General features: G+C 55.2%; 19 protein-coding genes. 3 read left to right on the forward strand and 16 right to left on the reverse strand.

What is annotated here, in order from left to right:
- Positions 1 to 85: 85 nt before the first annotated feature.
- Both rlmN and ndk read right to left on the reverse strand, forming a co-directional pair.
- Positions 86 to 1,255 (reverse strand): dual-specificity RNA methyltransferase RlmN, encoded by a 1,170-nt coding sequence (gene rlmN, locus EM595_RS13195; protein ID WP_067432878.1) that lies wholly within the window; start codon positions 1,253 to 1,255, stop codon positions 86 to 88.
- A gap of 181 nt (positions 1,256 to 1,436) precedes the next feature.
- The gene (gene ndk, locus EM595_RS13200) at positions 1,437 to 1,868 is read right to left on the reverse strand and encodes a nucleoside-diphosphate kinase (protein WP_067432881.1); all 432 of its coding nucleotides are present in this window, start codon (positions 1,866 to 1,868) and stop codon (positions 1,437 to 1,439) included.
- A 314-nt stretch (positions 1,869 to 2,182) separates the two neighbouring features.
- Here ndk and sseA point away from each other — a divergent pair, with 314 nt between their 5' ends.
- On the forward strand, positions 2,183 to 3,028 hold the full coding sequence (sseA, locus tag EM595_RS13205; RefSeq protein WP_067432884.1) for a 3-mercaptopyruvate sulfurtransferase: 846 nt from the start codon (positions 2,183 to 2,185) through the stop codon (positions 3,026 to 3,028).
- A 33-nt stretch (positions 3,029 to 3,061) separates the two neighbouring features.
- Here sseA and sseB read toward each other — a convergent pair whose 3' ends face one another.
- The 5 genes from sseB to trmJ form a co-directional block, all read right to left on the reverse strand.
- Positions 3,062 to 3,838 carry an enhanced serine sensitivity protein SseB gene (gene sseB, locus EM595_RS13210; protein ID WP_067432887.1) on the reverse strand — a complete coding sequence of 259 codons (777 nt, stop codon included), beginning with the start codon at positions 3,836 to 3,838 and terminating at the stop codon, positions 3,062 to 3,064.
- A gap of 40 nt (positions 3,839 to 3,878) precedes the next feature.
- A complete protein-coding gene (pepB, locus tag EM595_RS13215; RefSeq protein WP_067432890.1) occupies positions 3,879 to 5,162 on the reverse strand; it encodes an aminopeptidase PepB in 1,284 nt (427 codons plus the stop codon).
- 167 nt (positions 5,163 to 5,329) lie between these two features.
- The gene (locus EM595_RS13220; RefSeq protein ID WP_067432894.1) at positions 5,330 to 6,526 is read right to left on the reverse strand and encodes an IscS subfamily cysteine desulfurase; all 1,197 of its coding nucleotides are present in this window, start codon (positions 6,524 to 6,526) and stop codon (positions 5,330 to 5,332) included.
- Positions 6,527 to 6,613: 87 nt separating this feature from the next.
- The gene (gene iscR / locus EM595_RS13225; protein WP_067432902.1) at positions 6,614 to 7,108 is read right to left on the reverse strand and encodes a Fe-S cluster assembly transcriptional regulator IscR; all 495 of its coding nucleotides are present in this window, start codon (positions 7,106 to 7,108) and stop codon (positions 6,614 to 6,616) included.
- A 162-nt stretch (positions 7,109 to 7,270) separates the two neighbouring features.
- Positions 7,271 to 7,999: a tRNA (cytosine(32)/uridine(32)-2'-O)-methyltransferase TrmJ gene (gene trmJ / locus EM595_RS13230; RefSeq protein WP_067432905.1), complete on the reverse strand. Its 729-nt coding sequence runs from the start codon at positions 7,997 to 7,999 to the stop codon at positions 7,271 to 7,273.
- A gap of 118 nt (positions 8,000 to 8,117) precedes the next feature.
- On the opposite strand from trmJ, the gene suhB reads away from it, so the two are divergent.
- A complete protein-coding gene (gene suhB / locus EM595_RS13235) occupies positions 8,118 to 8,921 on the forward strand; it encodes an inositol-1-monophosphatase (RefSeq protein WP_067432908.1) in 804 nt (267 codons plus the stop codon).
- A gap of 49 nt (positions 8,922 to 8,970) precedes the next feature.
- On the opposite strand, the gene EM595_RS13240 is transcribed toward suhB, so the two are convergent.
- Together EM595_RS13240 and EM595_RS13245 are read right to left on the reverse strand one after the other, a co-directional pair.
- On the reverse strand, positions 8,971 to 9,951 hold the full coding sequence (locus tag EM595_RS13240) for a nickel/cobalt transporter (RefSeq protein WP_067432910.1): 981 nt from the start codon (positions 9,949 to 9,951) through the stop codon (positions 8,971 to 8,973).
- Entirely contained in the window at positions 9,942 to 10,568 is a 627-nt protein-coding gene (locus EM595_RS13245) for a DUF1007 family protein (RefSeq protein WP_067432913.1), read from the reverse strand. Before EM595_RS13245 ends, EM595_RS13240 begins: the two co-directional genes overlap by 10 nt.
- A 165-nt stretch (positions 10,569 to 10,733) precedes the next feature.
- Here EM595_RS13245 and csiE point away from each other — a divergent pair, with 165 nt between their 5' ends.
- Positions 10,734 to 11,993 carry a stationary phase inducible protein CsiE gene (csiE, locus tag EM595_RS13250; RefSeq protein ID WP_067435471.1) on the forward strand — a complete coding sequence of 420 codons (1,260 nt, stop codon included), beginning with the start codon at positions 10,734 to 10,736 and terminating at the stop codon, positions 11,991 to 11,993.
- Here csiE and EM595_RS13255 read toward each other — a convergent pair.
- From EM595_RS13255 to treR, 7 genes are all read right to left on the reverse strand, one after another.
- Complete coding sequence (locus tag EM595_RS13255; RefSeq protein WP_067435474.1) at positions 11,976 to 13,130, reverse strand: 3-phenylpropionate MFS transporter; 1,155 nt, start codon at positions 13,128 to 13,130, stop codon at positions 11,976 to 11,978. The genes csiE and EM595_RS13255 overlap by 18 nt on opposite strands.
- Before the next feature lie 111 nt (positions 13,131 to 13,241).
- Positions 13,242 to 14,495: a serine hydroxymethyltransferase gene (glyA, locus tag EM595_RS13260; protein ID WP_067432916.1), complete on the reverse strand. Its 1,254-nt coding sequence runs from the start codon at positions 14,493 to 14,495 to the stop codon at positions 13,242 to 13,244.
- Between the two features lie 333 nt (positions 14,496 to 14,828).
- Entirely contained in the window at positions 14,829 to 15,167 is a 339-nt protein-coding gene (gene glnB, locus EM595_RS13265; protein ID WP_067432919.1) for a nitrogen regulatory protein P-II, read from the reverse strand.
- 126 nt (positions 15,168 to 15,293) lie between these two features.
- Positions 15,294 to 16,628: a two-component system response regulator GlrR gene (glrR, locus tag EM595_RS13270; protein ID WP_067432922.1), complete on the reverse strand. Its 1,335-nt coding sequence runs from the start codon at positions 16,626 to 16,628 to the stop codon at positions 15,294 to 15,296.
- A complete protein-coding gene (gene qseG / locus EM595_RS13275; RefSeq protein ID WP_067432925.1) occupies positions 16,628 to 17,326 on the reverse strand; it encodes a two-component system QseEF-associated lipoprotein QseG in 699 nt (232 codons plus the stop codon). The genes glrR and qseG overlap by 1 nt, the downstream gene beginning before the upstream one ends.
- Positions 17,323 to 18,756 carry a sensor histidine kinase gene (locus EM595_RS13280; protein ID WP_067432928.1) on the reverse strand — a complete coding sequence of 478 codons (1,434 nt, stop codon included), beginning with the start codon at positions 18,754 to 18,756 and terminating at the stop codon, positions 17,323 to 17,325. The genes qseG and EM595_RS13280 overlap by 4 nt, the downstream gene beginning before the upstream one ends.
- Before the next feature lie 504 nt (positions 18,757 to 19,260).
- Entirely contained in the window at positions 19,261 to 20,229 is a 969-nt protein-coding gene (gene treR, locus EM595_RS13285; RefSeq protein ID WP_067432937.1) for a trehalose operon repressor TreR, read from the reverse strand.
- Positions 20,230 to 20,303: the final 74 nt, after the last annotated feature.

Raw genomic sequence — 20,303 nt, forward strand, 5'->3', positions numbered from 1 at the left:
CCCTGATCATGAAGGCGTTATGCTAGCGTCGGTCCAATAAAAGCTATAGCAAACCACTGGGCATCGGCGGCTTAAAAAATGCTTTTCAGAGGGGCTTCACAGATATCGCTTCACCGGCCATCTTGCGACGCAGGGTGCGTTTCGTCCGATCGATCACCTCGCCTGCTAACTGACCGCATGCAGCATCGATATCGTCGCCACGCGTTTTACGCACGATAGTAGTGAAACCGTAATCCATCAGCACTTTGGAAAAACGATCGATACGGCTGTTCGAGCTACGGCCATAAGGCGCGCCCGGGAAGGGGTTCCATGGAATCAGGTTGATTTTGCACGGTGTGTTTTTCAGCAGCTCCGCCAGCTGATGCGCATCATCAGTGCTGTCATTTACATGATCCAGCATGACGTATTCGATGGTCACACGCCCCTGATTGGCGTTGGATTTAGCGATATAACGCTCTACCGCCGCAAGGAAAGTGGCGATATTGTACTTTTTGTTGATCGGCACAATGTCATCGCGAATGGCATCGTTTGGTGCATGCAGGGAGATCGCCAGCGCGACATCGATCATATCGCCCAGCTTGTCCAGCGCTGGCACAACACCAGACGTTGACAAGGTAACGCGACGTTTCGACAGGCCAAAGCCAAAGTCATCCAGCATGATTTCCATCGCTGGAACAACGTTATTCAGGTTAAGCAGCGGTTCGCCCATGCCCATCATCACCACGTTGGTGATAGGACGCTGGCCGGTAATTTTTGCCGCACCAATGATTTTTGCCGCACGCCACACCTGGCCGATGATTTCGGATACGCGCAGGTTACGGTTAAAACCCTGCTGCGCCGTTGAGCAAAACTTACACTCCAGCGCACAACCTACCTGTGAGGAAACGCACAGGGTCGCGCGATCGGCTTCGGGGATATACACCGTTTCAACCAGTTGATCGCCGACGCGAATTGCCCATTTGATTGTGCCATCCGTCGACCGCCACTCTTCCGCCACTTCAGGCGCACGGATTTCGGTGAGATCCTTCAGTTTGCCGCGCAGCACTTTGTTGATATCGGTCATCTGATCGATATCGTCGCAGCAATAGTGATAGATCCATTTCATCACCTGATCGGCACGGAACGGTTTCTCTCCCAGAGAAAGGAAAAACTCGCGCATCTGCTGACGGTTTAAATCGAGCAGGTTAATTTTTTCGCGTTTAGGAGAAACAACCACGGGGGAAGCGGACGCAGGCGTCACAATGTGTTCAGACATAATATTCTCTGGCCTCGTTATTACACGTTATGGCTCGGTATGTGAAAGGAAAAAAAGCGCCTCCGGCGAGGCATACTCACCGGAGGCGCATGATTGTACAAACATCTTTACTGCTATGCCACGTCAGCCGACGCTTTAGCGTTAATTAATTTGTAAACGTCGCTTAACGTTATCCGCAGAATTAACGGGTACGTGGGCAGATTTCGCCTTCGCCGAAGAAATAGGCGATTTCGCGGGCTGCAGACTCAGCAGAGTCTGAACCGTGAGTCGCGTTTTCGGTGAAGCTATCAGCGTAATCAGCACGCAGAGTGCCTGCCAGCGCGTTAGCTGGGTTGGTTGCGCCCATCAGATCGCGATGACGCTGAACGGCATTTTCGCCTTCCAGCACAGAAACCACTACCGGGCCTGAGGTCATGAATTCAACCAGACCGTCAAAGAAGGGTTTGCCCTGATGTTCCGCATAAAAACCTTCCGCCTGCTCTTTGCTCAGGTGCAGCATTTTGCTGCCAACGATTTTGAAGCCAGCGCTTTCAAAACGATTGAAAATGGCACCGATAACGTTTTTAGCAACCGCGTTAGGCTTAATAATAGAAAAAGTACGTTCTGTAGTCATGTTGACCTCTGTCTGATCTTGCGGGTTGAGCCGGTTAAAAGGGCGTGTCCGGCCGAAAATGGCGCCGATTATAGGGGCGTTAACCGCAGATGCCTACCGTAATTCCTGAATTAATTCAAAAAAGTCGATCACCGTAGCGCCATGCTGGCTGACAAACTCTACAGCATGGGCTGCGCAGGCAGAAGTGGGGCGAAATCTGAAAGCCGCCTTATTCAGCCTGGGTCGCCTCGCTGGTTGGCACGCACGAATTTCAGTTGAGCAACGCGGTAGAATCGCCGACACTCTTTTCACACCCGACTGACAATGAGGCCGCAATGAGTTCCTCTTTTTTCGTAACAGCTGACTGGCTGGCAGAACATCAACACAATGGCGACGTGCAGATCCTTGACGCCCGCATGCTGCCGCCGGGGCTGGAAAAAACGCGCGACGTGAACGCTGAATACCTGGCTGAGCATCTGCCAGATGCACCCTTTTTCAACGTTGAAGCGCTTTCCGATCATACCAGCCCCTATCCGCACATGATGCCGCGCGCTGAGAGCTTTGCCGTTGCCATGCGTGAACTCGGCATCAGCAGCGACCGCCATTTAGTGGTCTACGATGAAGGCAACCTCTTTTCCGCACCGCGCGCCTGGTGGATGCTGCGCTGCTTTGGCGTGGCGCAGGTTTCTATCCTCGCGGGTGGTTTGCAGGCGTGGAAAAAAGCGGGTCTGCCGTTGGTTAGTGGACCAGTGACCTTGCCGGAAGCGGAATTTACTGCCAGCTGGCTACAGGATCCGGTGAAGCGTGTCACCGACGTGCTGTTGATCAGTCATGAAGGTAGCGCACAGTTAGTAGATGCCCGCGCCGCAAATCGCTTTCATGCCGAAGTGGATGAACCGCGGCCCGGACTGCATCGCGGACACATTCCCGGCAGCCTTAACGTACCGTGGAATTCGCTGGTGAGTGAAGGCGAGCTGAAAGCAGAACATGAGCTGCGTGCCCTGTTTGCCGAGGCTGGGGTTGATTTGACGCGTCCGATAGTCGCCAGCTGCGGATCCGGCGTCACCGCGGTGGTGGTCATTCTCGCGTTGCAAACTCTGGGCGTGAAAGATGTCACGTTGTATGACGGTTCATGGGGCGAATGGGGAAGCCGCGACGATCTGCCGATCGCCACCGATTGATGATAAAAAGGGAAGCGCAGTGCTTCCCTTTTTTTACAGAATACGCTCACTGCCTTTAAAATCACGCAGGAAACTGCCCCAGCGCCGCTCGTAAAAAGGGGTGATATGCGCGTTAAAAAAGTGGCTAACGCCCCGCTCACCCTCTTTCACTTCACAAATGTCTACCGGTTCATCTTCCAGCAGCGTATCGGTTGCGACACTGCCTGCTGCCTGAATGATATTATCAATATCGCTTTCCGCTTCAATACCGATCAGCAAGTTCGCTGGCTGGTTAGCCTCTTCTTTGATCTGCGCCAGCCAGGCGCGGCGTACCGGTTTATGCTTGCTGAACAACTGGGTCAGCGAGTCAATCATCTGCGCCGGCGGCTCTGCAATCTCAGACAGCAACAGAGAAACGCCCCCTTCCAGCACCGTCTGCTGACTCAGCGCACTGCCCTCTTTATCCAACAGATGGGTAATTTCCCGTGGCGAAAACTCTTTGCCGGTAGGCAGTTTCGGATTGAGAAACAGCGTTTCACCCTGCGTGATTTCAAACAGCGTGCGCACCGGCATTCTTACCCAGGCCTGCTCACCGCTAATGGCCTGCTGCATCGCCTGCTCAGAGGTAAAAAAGGGCACTACCAGCGAGCCATCTTCTTTTTCCCACTTTTGCAGATCAACCGGCGTATCTGCGCTCATCTCTACCTGGGTACTTTCACCCGGCAGCCAGGCATCCGCCGCCAGCAGCAGCTGAAAAAACTCTGGCCGATGAGCTGGCTCCGTTGCTGCCAGCGCTAAGACCTCTTCCAGACGATTGGTGCTTTGCGTCATAGTAATATCCAATAATGAAGCGGCCGCAGCCGCCTGAAAGTTACTTCAACAGCAGGTTAGCAATGGTGCGCACGCCAAGTCCGGTCGCGCCTGCTGCCCACTGATCCACCGCGCCTTTGCGGTAGGTTGCCGAGCAGTCGATATGCAGCCAGCCCTGCTGATAATTCTCAACAAAGTAAGAGAGAAATGCTGCTGCGCTACTCGCTCCTGCCGCATGCGCCGGGCTGGCGATGTTGTTCAGATCGGCAAAATTCGAAGGCAAATGGCTGCGATGAAACTCTGCCAGCGGCAGACGCCAGAAAGGCTCGTTTTCACTGGCCGCGCTGCCCATGACCGACTGTGCCAGCACGTCGTCGAAGGTAAACAGTGCATGATAATCATTGCCCAGCGCCGTTTTAGCCGCACCGGTTAACGTTGCCGCATCGATCAGCAGCTGTGGATGCTGTTCGCTGGCGTCGATCAGGCCATCAGCCAGCACCAGGCGTCCTTCCGCATCGGTGTTCATCACTTCGACGCTTTTGCCGTTGCGATAGCGAATAATGTCGCCCAGCTTGAAGGCGTTGCCGCTGACCATGTTGTCCGCACAGCAAAGATAGAGCTTCACGCGCTTATCCAGACCACGCGAAATTGCCAGCGCCAGTGCACCGGTGACCGTGGCTGCTCCGCCCATATCCGATTTCATGGAATCCATGAATGCGCTCTGCTTCAGGCTGTAACCGCCGGTATCAAAGGTGATGCCTTTGCCGACCAGACAGGCGTAAACCGGTTCGTCGTCGTTGCCAGTTGGATTGTAATCCACCGCCAGCAGCACCGGCTGGCGGGAAGATCCACGGCCTACGGTGTGCAGGCCCATATAGCCCTGCGTACGCAGATCGTCGCCTTTGGTAATCCGGTAGCTTACCGCATCGCCGCCCTGTTCGCGGATTACGTCAACCGCACGCTGCGCCAGCTGCTCCGGCCCCAGCTCTTCTGCCGGCAGGTTAATGGTGTTGCGTACCCAGTCAATGATGGTTAACCGACGGCTGAACTCCGCCTGATCCTGCTCGTTGAAGGTGGGCCAGTTAACCTGACGCTCCCCTTTCGCACCGCGATAGCCCTGCCAGAATGACCAGCATTTTTCCATATCCCACTCATCGCCACTCAGGGTGACATGGCGGATACCCTGACCATCAAGACGGCGCGCGGCGCGCTGAATGGTCGCCGCAGCATCGTGACCGCTAATATGGATGGTCATTCCCTGATCGTTACTGCTGAGAATGGCTTTTTCGCCCCAGCGTGCATCTGCCGCCGCTGTTGACAGCGTTACAGGCATTGTTGTTGTCATCGCATGACTCCTTGTTGCATGGATATTTTTTACTGCGCTATGTTGCGCCTGCACAGCCTAATTATCCAGATTAACACAAACCATTAACCTCTGGTTTTCCTGACGGCGATCAAAAAAGCCAGCGTTCCGTAAAGAACCGCTGGCTTTTAAGCACACCGAAAAATGACTTAGCGCGTGACGATCTCACCTGCCTTCCACGCCTGCCACTGCGGTGAGTGCGCACGCAGACGCGTCAGTGATTTCGCAATCAGCGCAATCGCGTAATCGATCTCTTCTTCACTGCTGTAACGACCCAGAGAAAAACGGATTGAGCTGTGCGCCAGCTCCTCATTCAGCCCCATCGCACGCAGCACATAAGAGGGTTCAAGGCTGGCCGAGGTGCAGGCTGAGCCAGACGACACCGCCAGATCTTTCAGCGCCATGATCAGCGATTCACCGTCAACATAACCAAAACTGACGTTAAGCACCGTGGCAGCGCTGTGCTGCAGATCGCCATTAAGCGTTACCGCTTCCAGCTGGCTCAGCCCCTGCCACAGCCTGTCGCGCAGTGTACGCAGCCGTGCCATCTCTTCCGGCATTGTCTCTCTGGCGATGCGATATGCTTCACCCATGCCAACGATCTGATGCACCGGCAGCGTGCCGGAACGCATACCGCGCTCATGGCCACCGCCGTGAATCTGGGCGTCGAGGCGAATACGCGGCTGGCGACGCACATAAAGCGCGCCAATACCTTTCGGACCGTAGACTTTGTGAGCGGAAAAGGACATCAAATCCACCGGCAGCGCAGTGAGGTCGATCGGCAATTTTCCCACGCTCTGCGTGGCGTCAACATGATAAAGCACGCCGCGCGCTCGACACATTTCGCCTATTGCGGCGATGTCCTGAATCACACCGGTTTCATTGTTAACGTGCATGATCGAGACCAGCACCGTGTCGTCGCGGAAGGCAGCGGTCAACTGTTGCAGATCGATCAACCCATTGGGCTGCGGCGTCAGCCAGGTTACGCTGAAACCTTCACGCTCCAGCTGTTCACAGGTATCCAGCACCGCTTTATGCTCGGTCAGGCTGGTAATAATGTGCCGGCCCTTGCTTTGATAAAAGCTAGCTGCGCCTTTGATCGCCAGATTATTGGCTTCGGTCGCTCCTGAGGTGAACACGATTTCGCGCGGGTCTGCTCCGATAAGATCGGCCACCTGATTGCGGGCGACATCGACCGCCTCTTCCGCCTGCCAGCCATAACGATGCGAGCGAGACGCGGGATTACCAAAGGTTCCGTCAAGCGTCAGGCACTGCATCATTTTTTCAGCAACACGAGGATCGACTGGCGTAGTCGCCGCATAATCGAAATAGATGGGTAGTTTCATTGCTCCTGAACTCCGTCAAGCACGCATAAGGTGCTTCATATTATTCCTCCCTGCGCAAACGGCAGAGAGGAAGAGGGTCAGGGTGAATCAGGCGCGCAGGTTGACGTTGATCGTCTCCTGAACACGGCTGTTCTGGAAGCGGCGGTTTTCATGATCCTGACGATCGGCAACGTCGAGGATCTCCTTGTTATTCACCAACTCAGCGAGATTGATGTTATTAAGGAAATCACTGATGCGTTCGCTCAAATCGCGCCACAGGACGTGCGTTAAGCAGCGCTCACCGCCCTGACATCCTTCTTTACCCTGACATTTGGTGGCATCAACCGACTCATCGACAGCGGTAATCACTTCACCCACTGAGATAGCTGCGGCTTCTTTGCCCAACAGATAACCGCCACCCGGACCCCGTACGCTGGCCACCAGGCCGTTTTTACGCAGGCGCGAAAACAGCTGCTCGAGATACGACAGCGAAATGCCCTGCCGTTCTGAAATGTCCGCTAACGGCACAGGGCCATCGTTGGAATGCAGGGCAACATCGAGCATAGCGGTAACAGCGTAGCGGCCTTTGGAAGTCAGTCTCATGGCTTAGCAACCTCAGTCATCTTCCGGATATCAGAAGGGTAACAGTTAACAGATGGTCGCAAGTCTGACATTCCCGAGTGTTTTGGTCAACTATTTACCCTGGTAAAACACTCAACTATTTAACCTGGTAAAACAGTCAACTATTATGCGCGTTTTTTCGCCTTATTTGTCGCCGGTTTTTTTCTCAAATGAGGCCAGCATGCCGCGCAGAATATTCAGTTCATCACGTTCAGGACGCGCACGCGTAAACAGACGACGCAGCTTGCTCATCACCTGTCCAGGATTGCCTTCGCGAATAAAACCGCTGGTCAGCATCATTTTTTCCATGTGCTGATAGAAGCGCTCCAGATCGTCCACTAACGGATACGGTGATTCGCCATACTGCGGACGTTCCTGCTGCTGCGATTGCAGCCACGCCATGCGCACTTCGTAGGCGATAATCTGTACGGCCATCGCCAGGTTCAGCGAGCTGTATTCCGGATTAGCCTGAATCGCGACATGATAATGACACTTTTGCAGTTCATCATTGGTCAGGCCAACGCGCTCGCGACCAAATACCAGCGCCACCGGCGCCTGCTCGCCCTCTTCAACGCTTTTCACGCCGCATTCACGGGCATCCAGCATTGGCCACGGCAGCGAGCGCGAACGCGCACTGGTGCCGACCACCAGGCTACAGCCCGCGATCGCTTCATCCAGCGTGTCGACAATTTTTGCATCGCCAATGACATCACTGGCGCCCGCCGCCAGAGAGATCGCCTGTGAGTCAGGCTTGACCAGCGGATTAACCAGATAAAGGTTCGTCAGCCCCATGGTTTTCATTGCGCGGGCAACGGAACCCATGTTGCCGGTGTGGGAAGTTTCAACCAGTACAATACGTATATTTTGCAGCATAGCAGTCACGGTCAGGAATATAATTGCTCAATGCTAACATAAAAGCAGGACTTTGCCCGAACTCGCTGCTATACTTCGCGCCGTTTTCCCGTTCTTTAACATCCAGTGAGAGATACCGATGCATCCGATGCTCAACATCGCCGTGCGCGCTGCGCGCAAGGCCGGCAATTTAATCGCCAAGAATTACGAAACTCCGGACGCTGTCGAAGCCAGCCAGAAAGGCAGTAATGACTTCGTCACCAATGTTGACCGCGACGCTGAACGCCTGATTATTGAGGTGATTCGTAAATCTTATCCGCAGCACACCATCATCACCGAAGAAAGCGGTGAGTTGCCAGGCGAAGATCAGGATGTTCAATGGGTTATCGATCCACTGGATGGCACCACTAACTTCATCAAACGTCTGCCCCACTTCTCTGTTTCTATCGCTGTGCGCATCAAAGGCCGCACCGAAGTCGCTGTGGTTTATGACCCAATGCGCAATGAACTCTTTACCTCTTCACGCGGCCAGGGCGCTCAGCTCAACGGCTACCGTTTGCGTGGCAGCACCGCTCGCGATCTGGATGGCACCATCCTGGCGACCGGCTTCCCGTTCAAGAGCAAACAGCACGCCACGCCGTTCATCAATATCGTTGGCAAGCTATTTACCCAATGTGCTGACTTCCGTCGCACCGGCTCTGCCGCACTCGATTTAGCCTACGTTGCCGCTGGCCGCGTTGATGGCTATTTTGAGATTGGCCTGAAGCCATGGGATTTTGCGGCAGGTGAACTGCTGGTGCGTGAAGCTGGCGGTCTGGTCACTGACTTTGTCGGCGGCCACGGTTATCTTGCGTCCGGTAACATCGTTGCCGGTAACCCGCGCGTCGTAAAAGCGCTGCTGGCAAATATGCGCGATGAACTGAGTGAAGCGCTGAAGCGCTAAGATCTCTGGCATCATAAAAAAGGCGGAGCATAATGCACCGCCGTTTTTTTTATCGCTGAAACAACGGCCGCAGGCCTCCGGATAGCGCCGGTTCTGCACTGAACCAGAGCAGGCAACCCGCCAGTACCAACAGCAGGCCACCGCTCAGGGCGAGCAGCGGCAGGCCGATGCCGGCATGTCGCGCAGGCTGACGATTGATCTTCACTGCCAGCGCGCGGGCGCTCTGTACCAGCAGCGCCATCGCCGTGACGGTCAGCGCCGTGCCTGCTGCCATCACCAGCGCGGACAACACCCCCCAGTAATAGACGCCCATCACTTTAGCGAACAGTAACATCATCAGCGCCCCGGAACAGGGACGGAATCCCATCGATAACACCAGCAGCAGTTCGGTTTTCCAGCCAACCACCGATGCCAGTTTATGACTGTCGGGCACGTGCTGATGGCCGCAACCACAGTTGGCATGATGAGCGTGATCGATGGCATGCAGCTGCAAAATTCGTGGCCGTGGCTTTAACGCACGCCACAGGGTTTTGCCGTTGCGCCAGCAGAGCCAGACGCCCAGCAACGCCACGAGTAAAAAGCTGCTTTTTTCCAGCCAGTAACTGCTGAGATGCAGCTGCCGCGACGACAGTTGCAGCACCACTAACAGCAACGTCACCAGCGCAATCGCCATCAATCCCTGCATCAGTGCAGCCAGCAAGGTCAGCCGAATGCTGGTTTTTAACTGCGTCGGATGGGTTGCCAGAAAAGTCGCAATCACTACTTTGCCGTGCCCCGGCCCGGCTGCATGTAGCACGCCGTAAATAAAACTGAATCCAAGCAGCGCACCGCCCGCCTGCGCGGGATGCGCCGCAGCCTGTTGCAGCAAGGTGGTCATCTGCTGATGCAGCTGCTTTTGCCAGATTACGCTTTGCAACAGCAGCTGTGGCCAGTAGTGCCAGCAGAGCAGCGCCAGGCCAATAAAACCCGCGGCAAACATCAGCCACGGCCAGCGCACACGCGACGGTGCGGGATGAGAAATCAATGACATGTCAGGGTTACCGTTTGCGCAAACTGTCGGCCTAAGTCCATCTCCTGCGGGGGTGCATCTGCTTTATCCAGTGACAACGCATAAGCCTGCATCGAAGCATCCGGCTTTGGCGTGTGCAGGCTGAGCTGGCACTGCGCTTTCAACGATTCTGGCAGGGTCAGCGCCTGAGCATTGTCGTAGAACATATCGACAAAGTAGGTGGGATCGAAGGTCAGAATGCGATAGGTCGCCTTACGCAGCGGCTGTGGATGCGCCAGCGGCAGGACAAATTCCAACACCGCCTTCGGTCCGGCGCGGGAAAGATGATATTCAGGCGGCAAATTTTTAAATTTAACCGCCTGCTTTTGCTGCCAAAATTCGGTGAAATAGTGCTGACCGAGCACGTTGGCCATTACCTCAGCCGCCAGCTTTTTCCACACTTCGGAACCGGGTTTGGCCTTGCCGGCATCATAAAGCAGATCGGCAGAGGTAATTTCATCCATGGTCCAGATCATTTTTAAGCCGGTGAGCGAATCGCCTTCGGTCACCAGACTGGTTTTTATCGAGATAAAGCTGTGCGGATGCGACCACGCAGAAGGTGAGAGCAGTGCCAGCAGACAAAAGAAGTATTTATGCATAGTAACGTTACAATATAACAATCCATTTTTTATGTATCTATTCTTCAGTAAATATCTGTGACATCACCCGAAGCTCTGAATAAAAGCGGCACAATTCTCTCGGTCTTCACAGGCAGTTTGTCTACGCTTAATGCTGTTATGACTGGCTGGCTGGAATCACACATTATGAGTGCTGCTTCATCGCTTTTCACCAGTTCACAACGCCGTTGTCATCTGCTGTTGTTGCTTTATCTGCCGACTTCCTCGTTGCGTATTGAGCGTCTTGCCGAGCTCAACGGTGTCACCGTGGAAACGGTAAAGCAGGATATTGCTGAGGTGGAAGAGGAGATCCGGCGTTATCACCAGCTCGATCTTCACTGGCCTACGGCTGAAAGCATTGAGTTGCGTGGCGCTGAACTGAACCGACGTCTCTGTTTGCTGCATACGTTGCGGCGCGGCCTGCGCGTGTCGCCCGATTTTGTGCAGCAACACTTTGCGCCCGTGCTGCGACAGACGCTGGGCGAAAAGCGCGTCGATAAAGCGCTATACGATGAAAAGAATTTGCAGGCGCTGATAATGCACTGCGCCCATCGTCTACAGCGCACCTTCGCGCCACGTGACTGCCTGTTTCTGCAGATTTATATGCAGTTTATCCTTGGTCAGGCGACAGCCAGCGAATTCAATGCCACACAGCTGCAATGGCTAGCGGATAAGCCAGAGCGCGAGGCCGCCAGCGAGCTGATCGGTTACTGGCAAAAGCGTTGTTATCCGGTGCCGGTGGAAACTGAAGTCGCCTTCTGGACGCTGCTGTTTTGTCAACTGCACACGCCCGCACTACAGCACGACAGCCATCCCTCACAGCAGAAACTGCAACAGTCAATTGATGCGCTGATTGCGCGTTTTGAACAACAAGCGGGCACGCCGTTTCGCGACCGGACCGGGCTCGGGACTCAGCTCTATTGCCACATGGCACAGGCGCTGGAGCGCTGCCATTTTGACGTCGGCATTGATAATACGTTAACCGAAGAGATTACCCGTCTGTATCCGCGGCTGCTACGAACCACTGCCGTCGTACTGCAACCCTTTGCTGATGAATATTGCATTCGCTTGTCGGAAGAGGAAGTTGGGCTTATTGCGGTGATATTCGGTGCCTGGCTGATGCAGGAGAATACGCTGCAGGAGAAACAGGTGCTGCTGCTAACCGATGACGATCGTCTGCTTGAGCAGGAAATTGAACAGCAGCTGCGCGAAATGACGCTGCTGCCGCTTAATATCAGCTATCAGTCAACGGCGGCGTTTCAGCAACAGGGTGCGCCCAAGGCGGTTTCGCTGGTAATTTCACCTTATGCCATCACCCTGCCGCTCTATTCGCCGCCGCTGGTGCACGCTGAGCTACCGATTAGCGTGCATCAACAGCAGCGCATCCGCTTACTGCTTGAGTCCTGATGAGGTTGCGCGCGGCCGCAGGAACAGCGCCGGTAGCGTGACCAACGCCATTACCCAGAATACCTCGCCATGAATATGCTGAAACAGCACGCCGCAGATCATAGTCATCACCGCTATGCCACCGCCCATCGCCAGTGCGGAATAGGCGGACTGCAGGCGAATCACCTCGGCGCCCTGCCGTGAGGCGATAAAGCGCATCGCCGCCAGATGGCACACCGTAAAGCTGCCACAATGCAGAATCTGCGCCACAATCAGCCAGGGCAGCGCGGTAGTAGCGCCCAATAATCCCCAGCGTACCAGCGCACAGACTGCGGAAAGCAGCAGCAAATCGCGCGCCTGCCAGCGGCAGAACAACCGCCCACTTAGCGCGAATATCACCACTTCAGCCACCACGCCCAGCGACCACAGATAGCCGACCACGCTGGCGGAATAACCCGCCTCCTGCCAGTAGATCGCGCTGAAACCGTAATAGGCGGCGTGCGCGCCCTGCATCAGCGTTACGCAGAGCAGGAAACGCCAAACGCTGTTATCGCACAACATCTGTTTACACGCCTGCCAGCCGCCCTGCTGCTGGGTTCGCAACGATCCTTGCGGCATTGAATGCGGTTTCAGCAGCATGCCGACCAGCAGCGCGGCCAGACCAATGGTCAGCAGCAACAGGATCGCCTGTGCTGACCAGGCGCTGACCAGCATGCCGGTGAGCGCGGAGCTGATCACAAATGCCAGCGATCCCCACAGACGCACCGGGCCATAAACCAGACCAATCTGCTGCGTCCAGGTCGCGGCCAGCGCATCGCTGAGCGGCACCAGCGGTGAGAAGAACAGGTTAAAGCCCACCATGACCAGCAGCAACCAGAGCCAGCTCTGACTGAGCCAGAATCCCACGGCAAACAGCCCGGTCAGCAGCGCCAGCAGACGAAGCGCGGTAACCAGCTGCGCCGGATTTCTCACCTGCGAGGCGATAAACAGGCTGCCGACAAAGCGGGCAATCATGCCTGCGCCCAGCAGCAGACCGATTTTTTCGGGCTCAAGGCCGGTGGCTTTTAACCAGACAGCCCAGAAAGGCAGATAAATACCGTAGGAAAAAAAGTAGGTAAAGTAGGCCAGACCGAGCCAGCGGGCAGAACGAATTGTCATTTTTTCTCCGACAAACAGGGTGCAGCAGCAGCAGATCCAACGCCCAATCCTGTTCAGGCGCATAAAAAAGGACAGCCTGAGCTGTCCTTTAGGAAAACGTTCACTGATTGATTAGGCGTAAACCGGGAAGCGCGCGCAGAGATCTAACACTTTCTGCTTGATGCGTTCACTGGTCGCGTCATCATTGATGTTATCGAGGATGTCGGCAATCCAGCCAGCCAGTTCACGCACTTCGGCTTCTTTAAAGCCGCGACGCGTTACCGCTGGCGAACCGATACGGATACCGGAAGTCACAAACGGACTTTTTGGATCGTTCGGCACGCTGTTTTTGTTTACGGTGATATTGGCACGACCCAGCGCAGCGTCTGCTTCTTTACCGGTGAGGTTTTTGCTGACCAGGTCAATCAGGAACAGGTGGTTATAGGTGCCGCCAGAGACGATATCGTAGCCGCGCTCAATCAGCACTTCCACCATCGCCTTGGCGTTTTTAGCAACCTGCTGCTGATACGTTTTGAATTCCGGCTCCATCGCTTCTTTAAACGCGACCGCTTTACCGGCAATGACGTGCATCAACGGGCCGCCCTGGCCGCCCGGGAACACGGCAGAGTTCAGTTTCTTATACAGCTCTTCGTCGCCGCCTTTAGCCAGAATCAGGCCACCGCGCGGACCGGCCAGCGTTTTGTGCGTGGTGGTGGTAACGATGTGCGCGTGCGGCACCGGATTTGGATACACATCGGCGGCGATCAGGCCGGCAACGTGTGCCATATCCACAAACAGCCATGCGCCGATGCTGTCGGCGATTTCACGCATTTTTGCCCAGTCACAAATACCGGAATAGGCAGAGAAACCACCGATGATCATTTTCGGCTTGTGCTTCTGCGCCTGCGCGGCGAGATCGTCGTAATCGATTTTGCCGGTTTCATCGATGCCGTAAGGCACAACGTTATAGAGCTTACCGGAAAGGTTAACCGGAGAGCCGTGCGTCAGGTGGCCACCATGTGCCAGGTTCATGCCCAGAATGGTGTCGCCAGGCTGCAGCAGCGCAGTGTACACGGCGAAGTTTGCCTGTGAGCCAGAGTGTGGCTGAACGTTGGCGAAATCGGCACCAAACAACTCTTTCGCACGGTCAATTGCCAGTTGCTCAACGATATCGACATATTCACAGCCGCCGTAATAGCGTTTGCCCGGATAACCTTCAGCGTATTTGTTAGTGAGCTGAGAACCCTGCGCCTGCATAACGCGCGGGCTGGTGTAGTTTTCAGACGCAATCAGTTCGATGTGCTCTTCCTGACGCACCTTTTCTTGCTCCATCGCCTGCCATAATTCGGCATCGTAATCGGCAATGTTCATTTCACGCTTTAACATCCGCATCTCCTGACTCAGCTAACAAAAACGGCATTGATTGCCCCTTTCCGGGGCGAAGGGCCACAGTGTAAACGGTTTTCCCAGGCGACGGTAGCCGCAGCCTTTATTTTTACGCAATCGATTGGCATGCTGATTGTCAGCGAACTTTTACGCTTTTTATTGCCGCAGGTGAGAGAGAAAAATTTTGCGCCGGTGGCGATAATTCCGTGCGCATCACGATTTTTGCACCTAATCAGTGCGGCTTTTGCTCGTCAATCACGGCGTGTGCCAGAGAGCAAAAAGGGCGGCAGCACCCAGTGCTCCGCCCTTTCCGTTACTGCCCACGATCGGCGTTTAAATCGCCTCTTCGTCCTCTTCGCCGGTACGAATACGCACCACGCGAGAAACATCAAATACAAAGATTTTGCCGTCGCCGATTTTACCCGTCTGCGCCGTCTTCATAATGGTGTCGACGCAGGTGTCGACGATATCGTCAGCCACCACGATTTCGATTTTCACCTTCGGCAAAAAGTCGACCATGTATTCTGCGCCACGGTAGAGTTCCGTGTGGCCTTTTTGTCGACCGAAGCCTTTCACTTCCGTGACGGTCATGCCGGTAATGCCCACTTCGGCCAGCGCCTCGCGCACATCGTCGAGTTTGAATGGTTTGATAATCGCGTCAATTTTTTTCATAGCAACCCCTTTTTCCCCTCCGTGGTCGGACAGGTGATGTTCAGTATATCTGCTGTGGCGAACTTCCGACATGCGGATGGCCGTTTTCGCCGGCTACGCTACCACATCTGCCCGGCATGCAGGCAACTACTCTTTGAAATCGGCCGCATCCAGCGCATGTCGCGCCAGCAGCTTGTAAAATTCCGTGCGGTTACGACCGGCGAGGCGCGCAGCGTTGGTCACGTTGCCTTTGGTCATCTGTAACAGCTTACGCAGATAGTTGAGCTCGAACTGATTACGCGCATCAGCAAAGGTAGGCAGTGCGCTGTTTTCGCCTGCCAGCGCCTGCTCCACCAGCGCTTCACTGATGACTGGCGATGAGGTCAGCGCCACGCACTGCTCAATAACATTCACCAGCTGGCGCACGTTGCCCGGCCAGTTGGCGCCAATTAATCGTTTCATCGCATCGGTGGAAAAGCTGCGCACAAACGGCTTATGCCGCTCAGCAGACTGACGCAGCAAATGGTTCGCCAGCAGGGGAATATCTTCCGCTCGCTCGTGCAACGCAGGCAGACGCAGACTGACCACGTTGAGACGATAATAGAGATCTTCGCGAAACTCTTTTTTCTCCATCGCCTTGGGTAAATCGCGGTGCGTGGCGGAGAGAATCCTGACGTTAATATCCAGATCGCGATTACTGCCCAGCGGCCTGACTTTGCGTTCCTGCAGAACGCGCAGCAATTTTACCTGTAGCGCCTGCGGCATATCGCCAATTTCATCGAGAAACAGCGTGCCGCCTTCGGCCGCCTGAAACAGCCCTTCCCGCGCGCTGATAGCACCGGTAAACGCCCCTTTGGCATGGCCAAACAGCTCGGATTCCAGCAACTGCTCTGGCAGTGCGCCGCAGTTAATGGCAATAAATGCGTTGCCCGCGCGCGGACTAGCGGCATGAATAGCCTGCGCGAGGATCTCTTTGCCGGTGCCGCTTTGGCCGTTGATCAGTACGCTAACATCGGACTGTGCCACCATTTGCGCCTGCTCCAACAGACGTAACATCTGCGGGCTACGCGTGACGATCGCCTCTCGCCAGCGGTCATCGCTGACCGGCACGCTCTGCGCCAGCGCCTGATCGATCGCCTTATACAGCGCATCGCGATCCACCGGCTTGGTCAGAAAGCTGAAAATGCCGCTTTGGGTGGCGGCGACCGCTTCCGGGATGGAGCCGTGAGCGGTCAGAATGATCACCGGCAGACCGGGAAAGCGCTTTTGAATTTCACTGAACAGCGTCAGGCCATCCATCTCGTCCATGCGCAGATCGCTGATCACCAGCTCGACCTTCTCTTTATCGAGCTGGCGCAGCGCTTCCGGGCCGCTGGCGGCGGTCGTGACCTGAAACCCTTCGCTGGTTAGTCGCATGCCCAGCAAGGTTAGCAGGCCAGGATCGTCATCCACCAACAGCAGCCGCGCGGTATGCTTTGCCATTATTTTTGCGCCTCTTGTTGGTCAGCGTGCGTGTCCGTTTCGTTCTCATCTACCGCCATCATCTCCGCCGATCGCACGCTGCTGTGATCGGAAATATCGGCTGATTTGCGCGTTGAGAGCTGCCGCTCAATATCGGTCAGCCGTTCAAGCTTGTGGCGCGTTTCCGTCAGTTGTTGATACAACGTGCGCTGCTGCTGACGCATCTGATCGAGCTGCGTATCGCTGGTTTGTTGCAGATGGTGATAGCGGGTACGCGATTCAGAGAGATCGAGCTGGGCCGCCTGCTGGGTACGCCATAGCTGCAGCAGTGGCCGGACCGCGCCAGGGTAATCTGTGCTGAAGGCGTCAAGCTGTTCAACATAAGCGCGTCGTTCCGGCGGCGTAACGTTGCCGTTATCCAGTAATATGCCCTGCTTAAAGGCGTTGTCCCAGCTCTCAGCGGGCCAGCGACGCGCTTCAGCACGCGCGGCGGCGGGCGATAATCGCTCGGCGCAGTCGATAGCACGCAGCCAGTACAGCGGATTTTCCATCGCTGAACGGCCCGCGATCGCCCAAATGGCGTCGCAATTCACCGCCAGATAATCAGCCACTTTGCTGCTGGGCTCGGGCAGCGGCTTTACCGGCAGCATGGATGGCGCGGTGCGCTGACAGCCGGTCAGCGCTAACAGACTTAGCAGCATCAACACGGACTTTTTCATACTTTTGCATTCCCGGGAATGGCCAGCAGTTCAAGTCGAAAACAGACCTCATCCGCGTGTGATTTCACCAGATAAATCTCTCCCTGCATGCTTCTGATGCACTCTTTTGCGATGCTCAGGCCTAAACCACTGCCTTTCACCGCGCCTTTGCGCTGCAGGCTTCCCTGAAAAAATGGCTCAAATATCATCGCCTGTTCCTGCTCCGGAATGGGGGGACCGCTGTTAGCCACCTCAACGATAAGATGGCTATCTTTGCGGTAACTGCGTAGCGAGATGTTACCGGATTCGCTGCCGTAGTGCACCGCGTTGGAATAGAGATTATCCAGCACGCGCATCAGCAATGTCGGTTCTGCAAGGCAGAGGTTTTCCTGCAGATCGAGGGTTGTCTGCAGGTGCTTGGCGCGCGCCGGTAAGGTATGCGCACTGACCACGCTGTCGATGATTTTATCCAGCGCGACCGGCTCCAGCGGCGGCGGCCCGTCAGCCAGCTTACGGTTATATTCCAACAGCTGTTCAATCAGGGTTTGTAGATGTTTGCTGCTGTCATCAAGGATGGTTACCACCTCTTTCTGATCGGCAGTTAACGGCCCGACAACCTCATCCGCCAGCAGCTCTGTGCCCTCACGCATACTCGCCAGCGGCGTTTTCAATTCGTGGGAAAGGTGCCGTAAAAACGCGTGTCGCTGTGATTCCAGCCAGGCGAGCCGCTCACTGAGCCAGATGATGCGTTGCACCAGCGAGCGAATTTCGCGAGGCCCCTTGAAAGAGACGCTGCGGCCAAGCGCACGACCTTCGCCAAGGCGATTGATCATCCGCTCGACCGCCTTGACCGGGCCGATAATCATGCGGGTAAACAGCAGCACCATCAGCAGGCTAATCAGAAAAAGAATCAGGGTTTGCCAGCCGAAAATCTGGCCGCGTTCGGCAATGTCGTGCTGCAACTGCAATCCGCGGCTGAATACCGCCTCACGCGTCGCCTGCACCATACGGGCGTTAGTGTCTGAAAAGCCTTCCAGCGCATTCGCGGCTACCGGCACCGGATTGCCATTATCACACTGCACAGTTTTTAGCGCCGCCAGCGAAGCCCGCAGCGTCGGCCACATGCGCAGTTGCGGCAGCATCCCGGCATGCATTTCCAGCATCTGTTCATAGCGAATACGCTGCGTCTGATAGAGCCGCGCCAGCACGGCATCATCCAGCACGCAATACTGACGGTAGCTGCGTTCCAGCTCAAGCGCGGTGCGCGCCATCGCTTCGCTGCGACGCACATCAGTGAGCGTGTTGCGATTGGTATCGGCCGCCTGCTCGCTGAGCGTGGACAGGCTTTCCCAGGCTTGCCATGCCAGCACCAGCAGCGGCAACAGCACCAGTAAAAACGCCATTAGCACCAGCTGGCGCAACGATCGGGGAAACAGACGCCATTTTTTCACGCGGAAATTCCTGAGCTCATCACTGAGGTGATGCTAACCGAGTCATGAACAGGTTGAAAGCGGTGTCGGCGGGATCGAAAACGGCAGACCGAAGTCTGCCGTTCCAGGCCATAGAAGGCCGAATAAGGTGGTGCCTAACTCAACGTTACGCCCGGAATGTGATAATGCTGCAAACGCGCAGACAATAATCGGTTCAGTGGACGACAGGCACCGTTTTTGTGCGTCATTCGAATTTTATGAGCATCTTGACCGCTTGCGCAGGGCATTCATAATCAGGTGAATGAGCAACTGCGATGATTATAGCAACTATCGTGCCAATTTCAATTATTATCTATTAATCAGAAAGTTAACTGGCATTCTCTATCCGCAAGTCTGTTGTTAGCGTGCCCATACCACTCAAAAATGTCACCCTTAAGCGACACCATTAAATCCAAAAATAAAAGGTTAATTAATTCAATGAATTAGATGTCACCTTTTGGCGACACTACCACTGCACTATTGTCGTTATTCAGATACAGGCTCGATTTCCAGCATGCAGGGAACAGTAACCACCTCTGATGTCGTGTCACCGTTCAGCTTGGCCAGCAGCAACGTTGCTGCCGTATGGCCCGCTTCGCTGAATCCGGGGTTAACCGACAGGATATCGGGAAAAAGAAAGGTTAGCAGTGGCGTATGGCCGATGCTACACACCTGCACATCGGGCTGCGGATGCTGCTGCAAATATTTGATCACGCCAAGCGCAATGGTATCGGACGCACAGATCACCGCCTGCGTCTCTTCAAGAATGACCTGCTGCGCCAGTGAATAGCCTTTGTGATAGCTGAGATCGCCGAGTGCCGCAACAGGCGCAATGGCATGACGCTGACACGCATCGAGATAAGCCTGATAACGCAACCGGCCGGTGGTTTCATCACTGAGTTCAACGCCGATAAAGCTGATACGCTGGCAATTGTGCGCTAGCAGATAATCCATCAGCATGGCCACGGCACCGGCATCGTCGTAGCGCACCGTAGTGATGCCAGGATAAGGATGAACCATCAGCACCATCTTCTGCTGCCACGCCGCCAGAAGCTGCGGATCAAGCCCGGCAAAGCCAAACAGAATCACCCCTTCCACATAGCGCTGCTGCAAAATGTTTAAATGGTCGGCCACCAGCGATGGTTGCAGCAGGCTCTCCATGATCAACACATCAAATCCCTGCGCGTAGAGCAGCGGCAGGATGGCGCGCACCGCCTGATTTTCAGAAGGCGAATCGAGCCGCGACAGCACAATGCCGATGATTTTATCGCTCTGTGCCCGCATCGCCTGCGCTGATTTTAGCGGCATGAAGCCATACTGATTAATCACCGCGGCCACTCGCTCGCGCGTACGCTGGCTGACGTTATCCTCATTATTCAACACTCGCGAAACGGTAGACTTGCCAACGCCGCTTAATCGCGCGATGTCTTTAATGGTCAGACGTTGATTAGCCATTACCGTAACGATTTCCTGTTAAAAAATAGAGAGTAAGGCAGTCTATCACCGAACCTTACCAACCTGACTGGCGG

Source organism: Duffyella gerundensis, from assembly GCF_001517405.1.
Lineage (GTDB): Bacteria > Pseudomonadota > Gammaproteobacteria > Enterobacterales > Enterobacteriaceae > Duffyella > Duffyella gerundensis.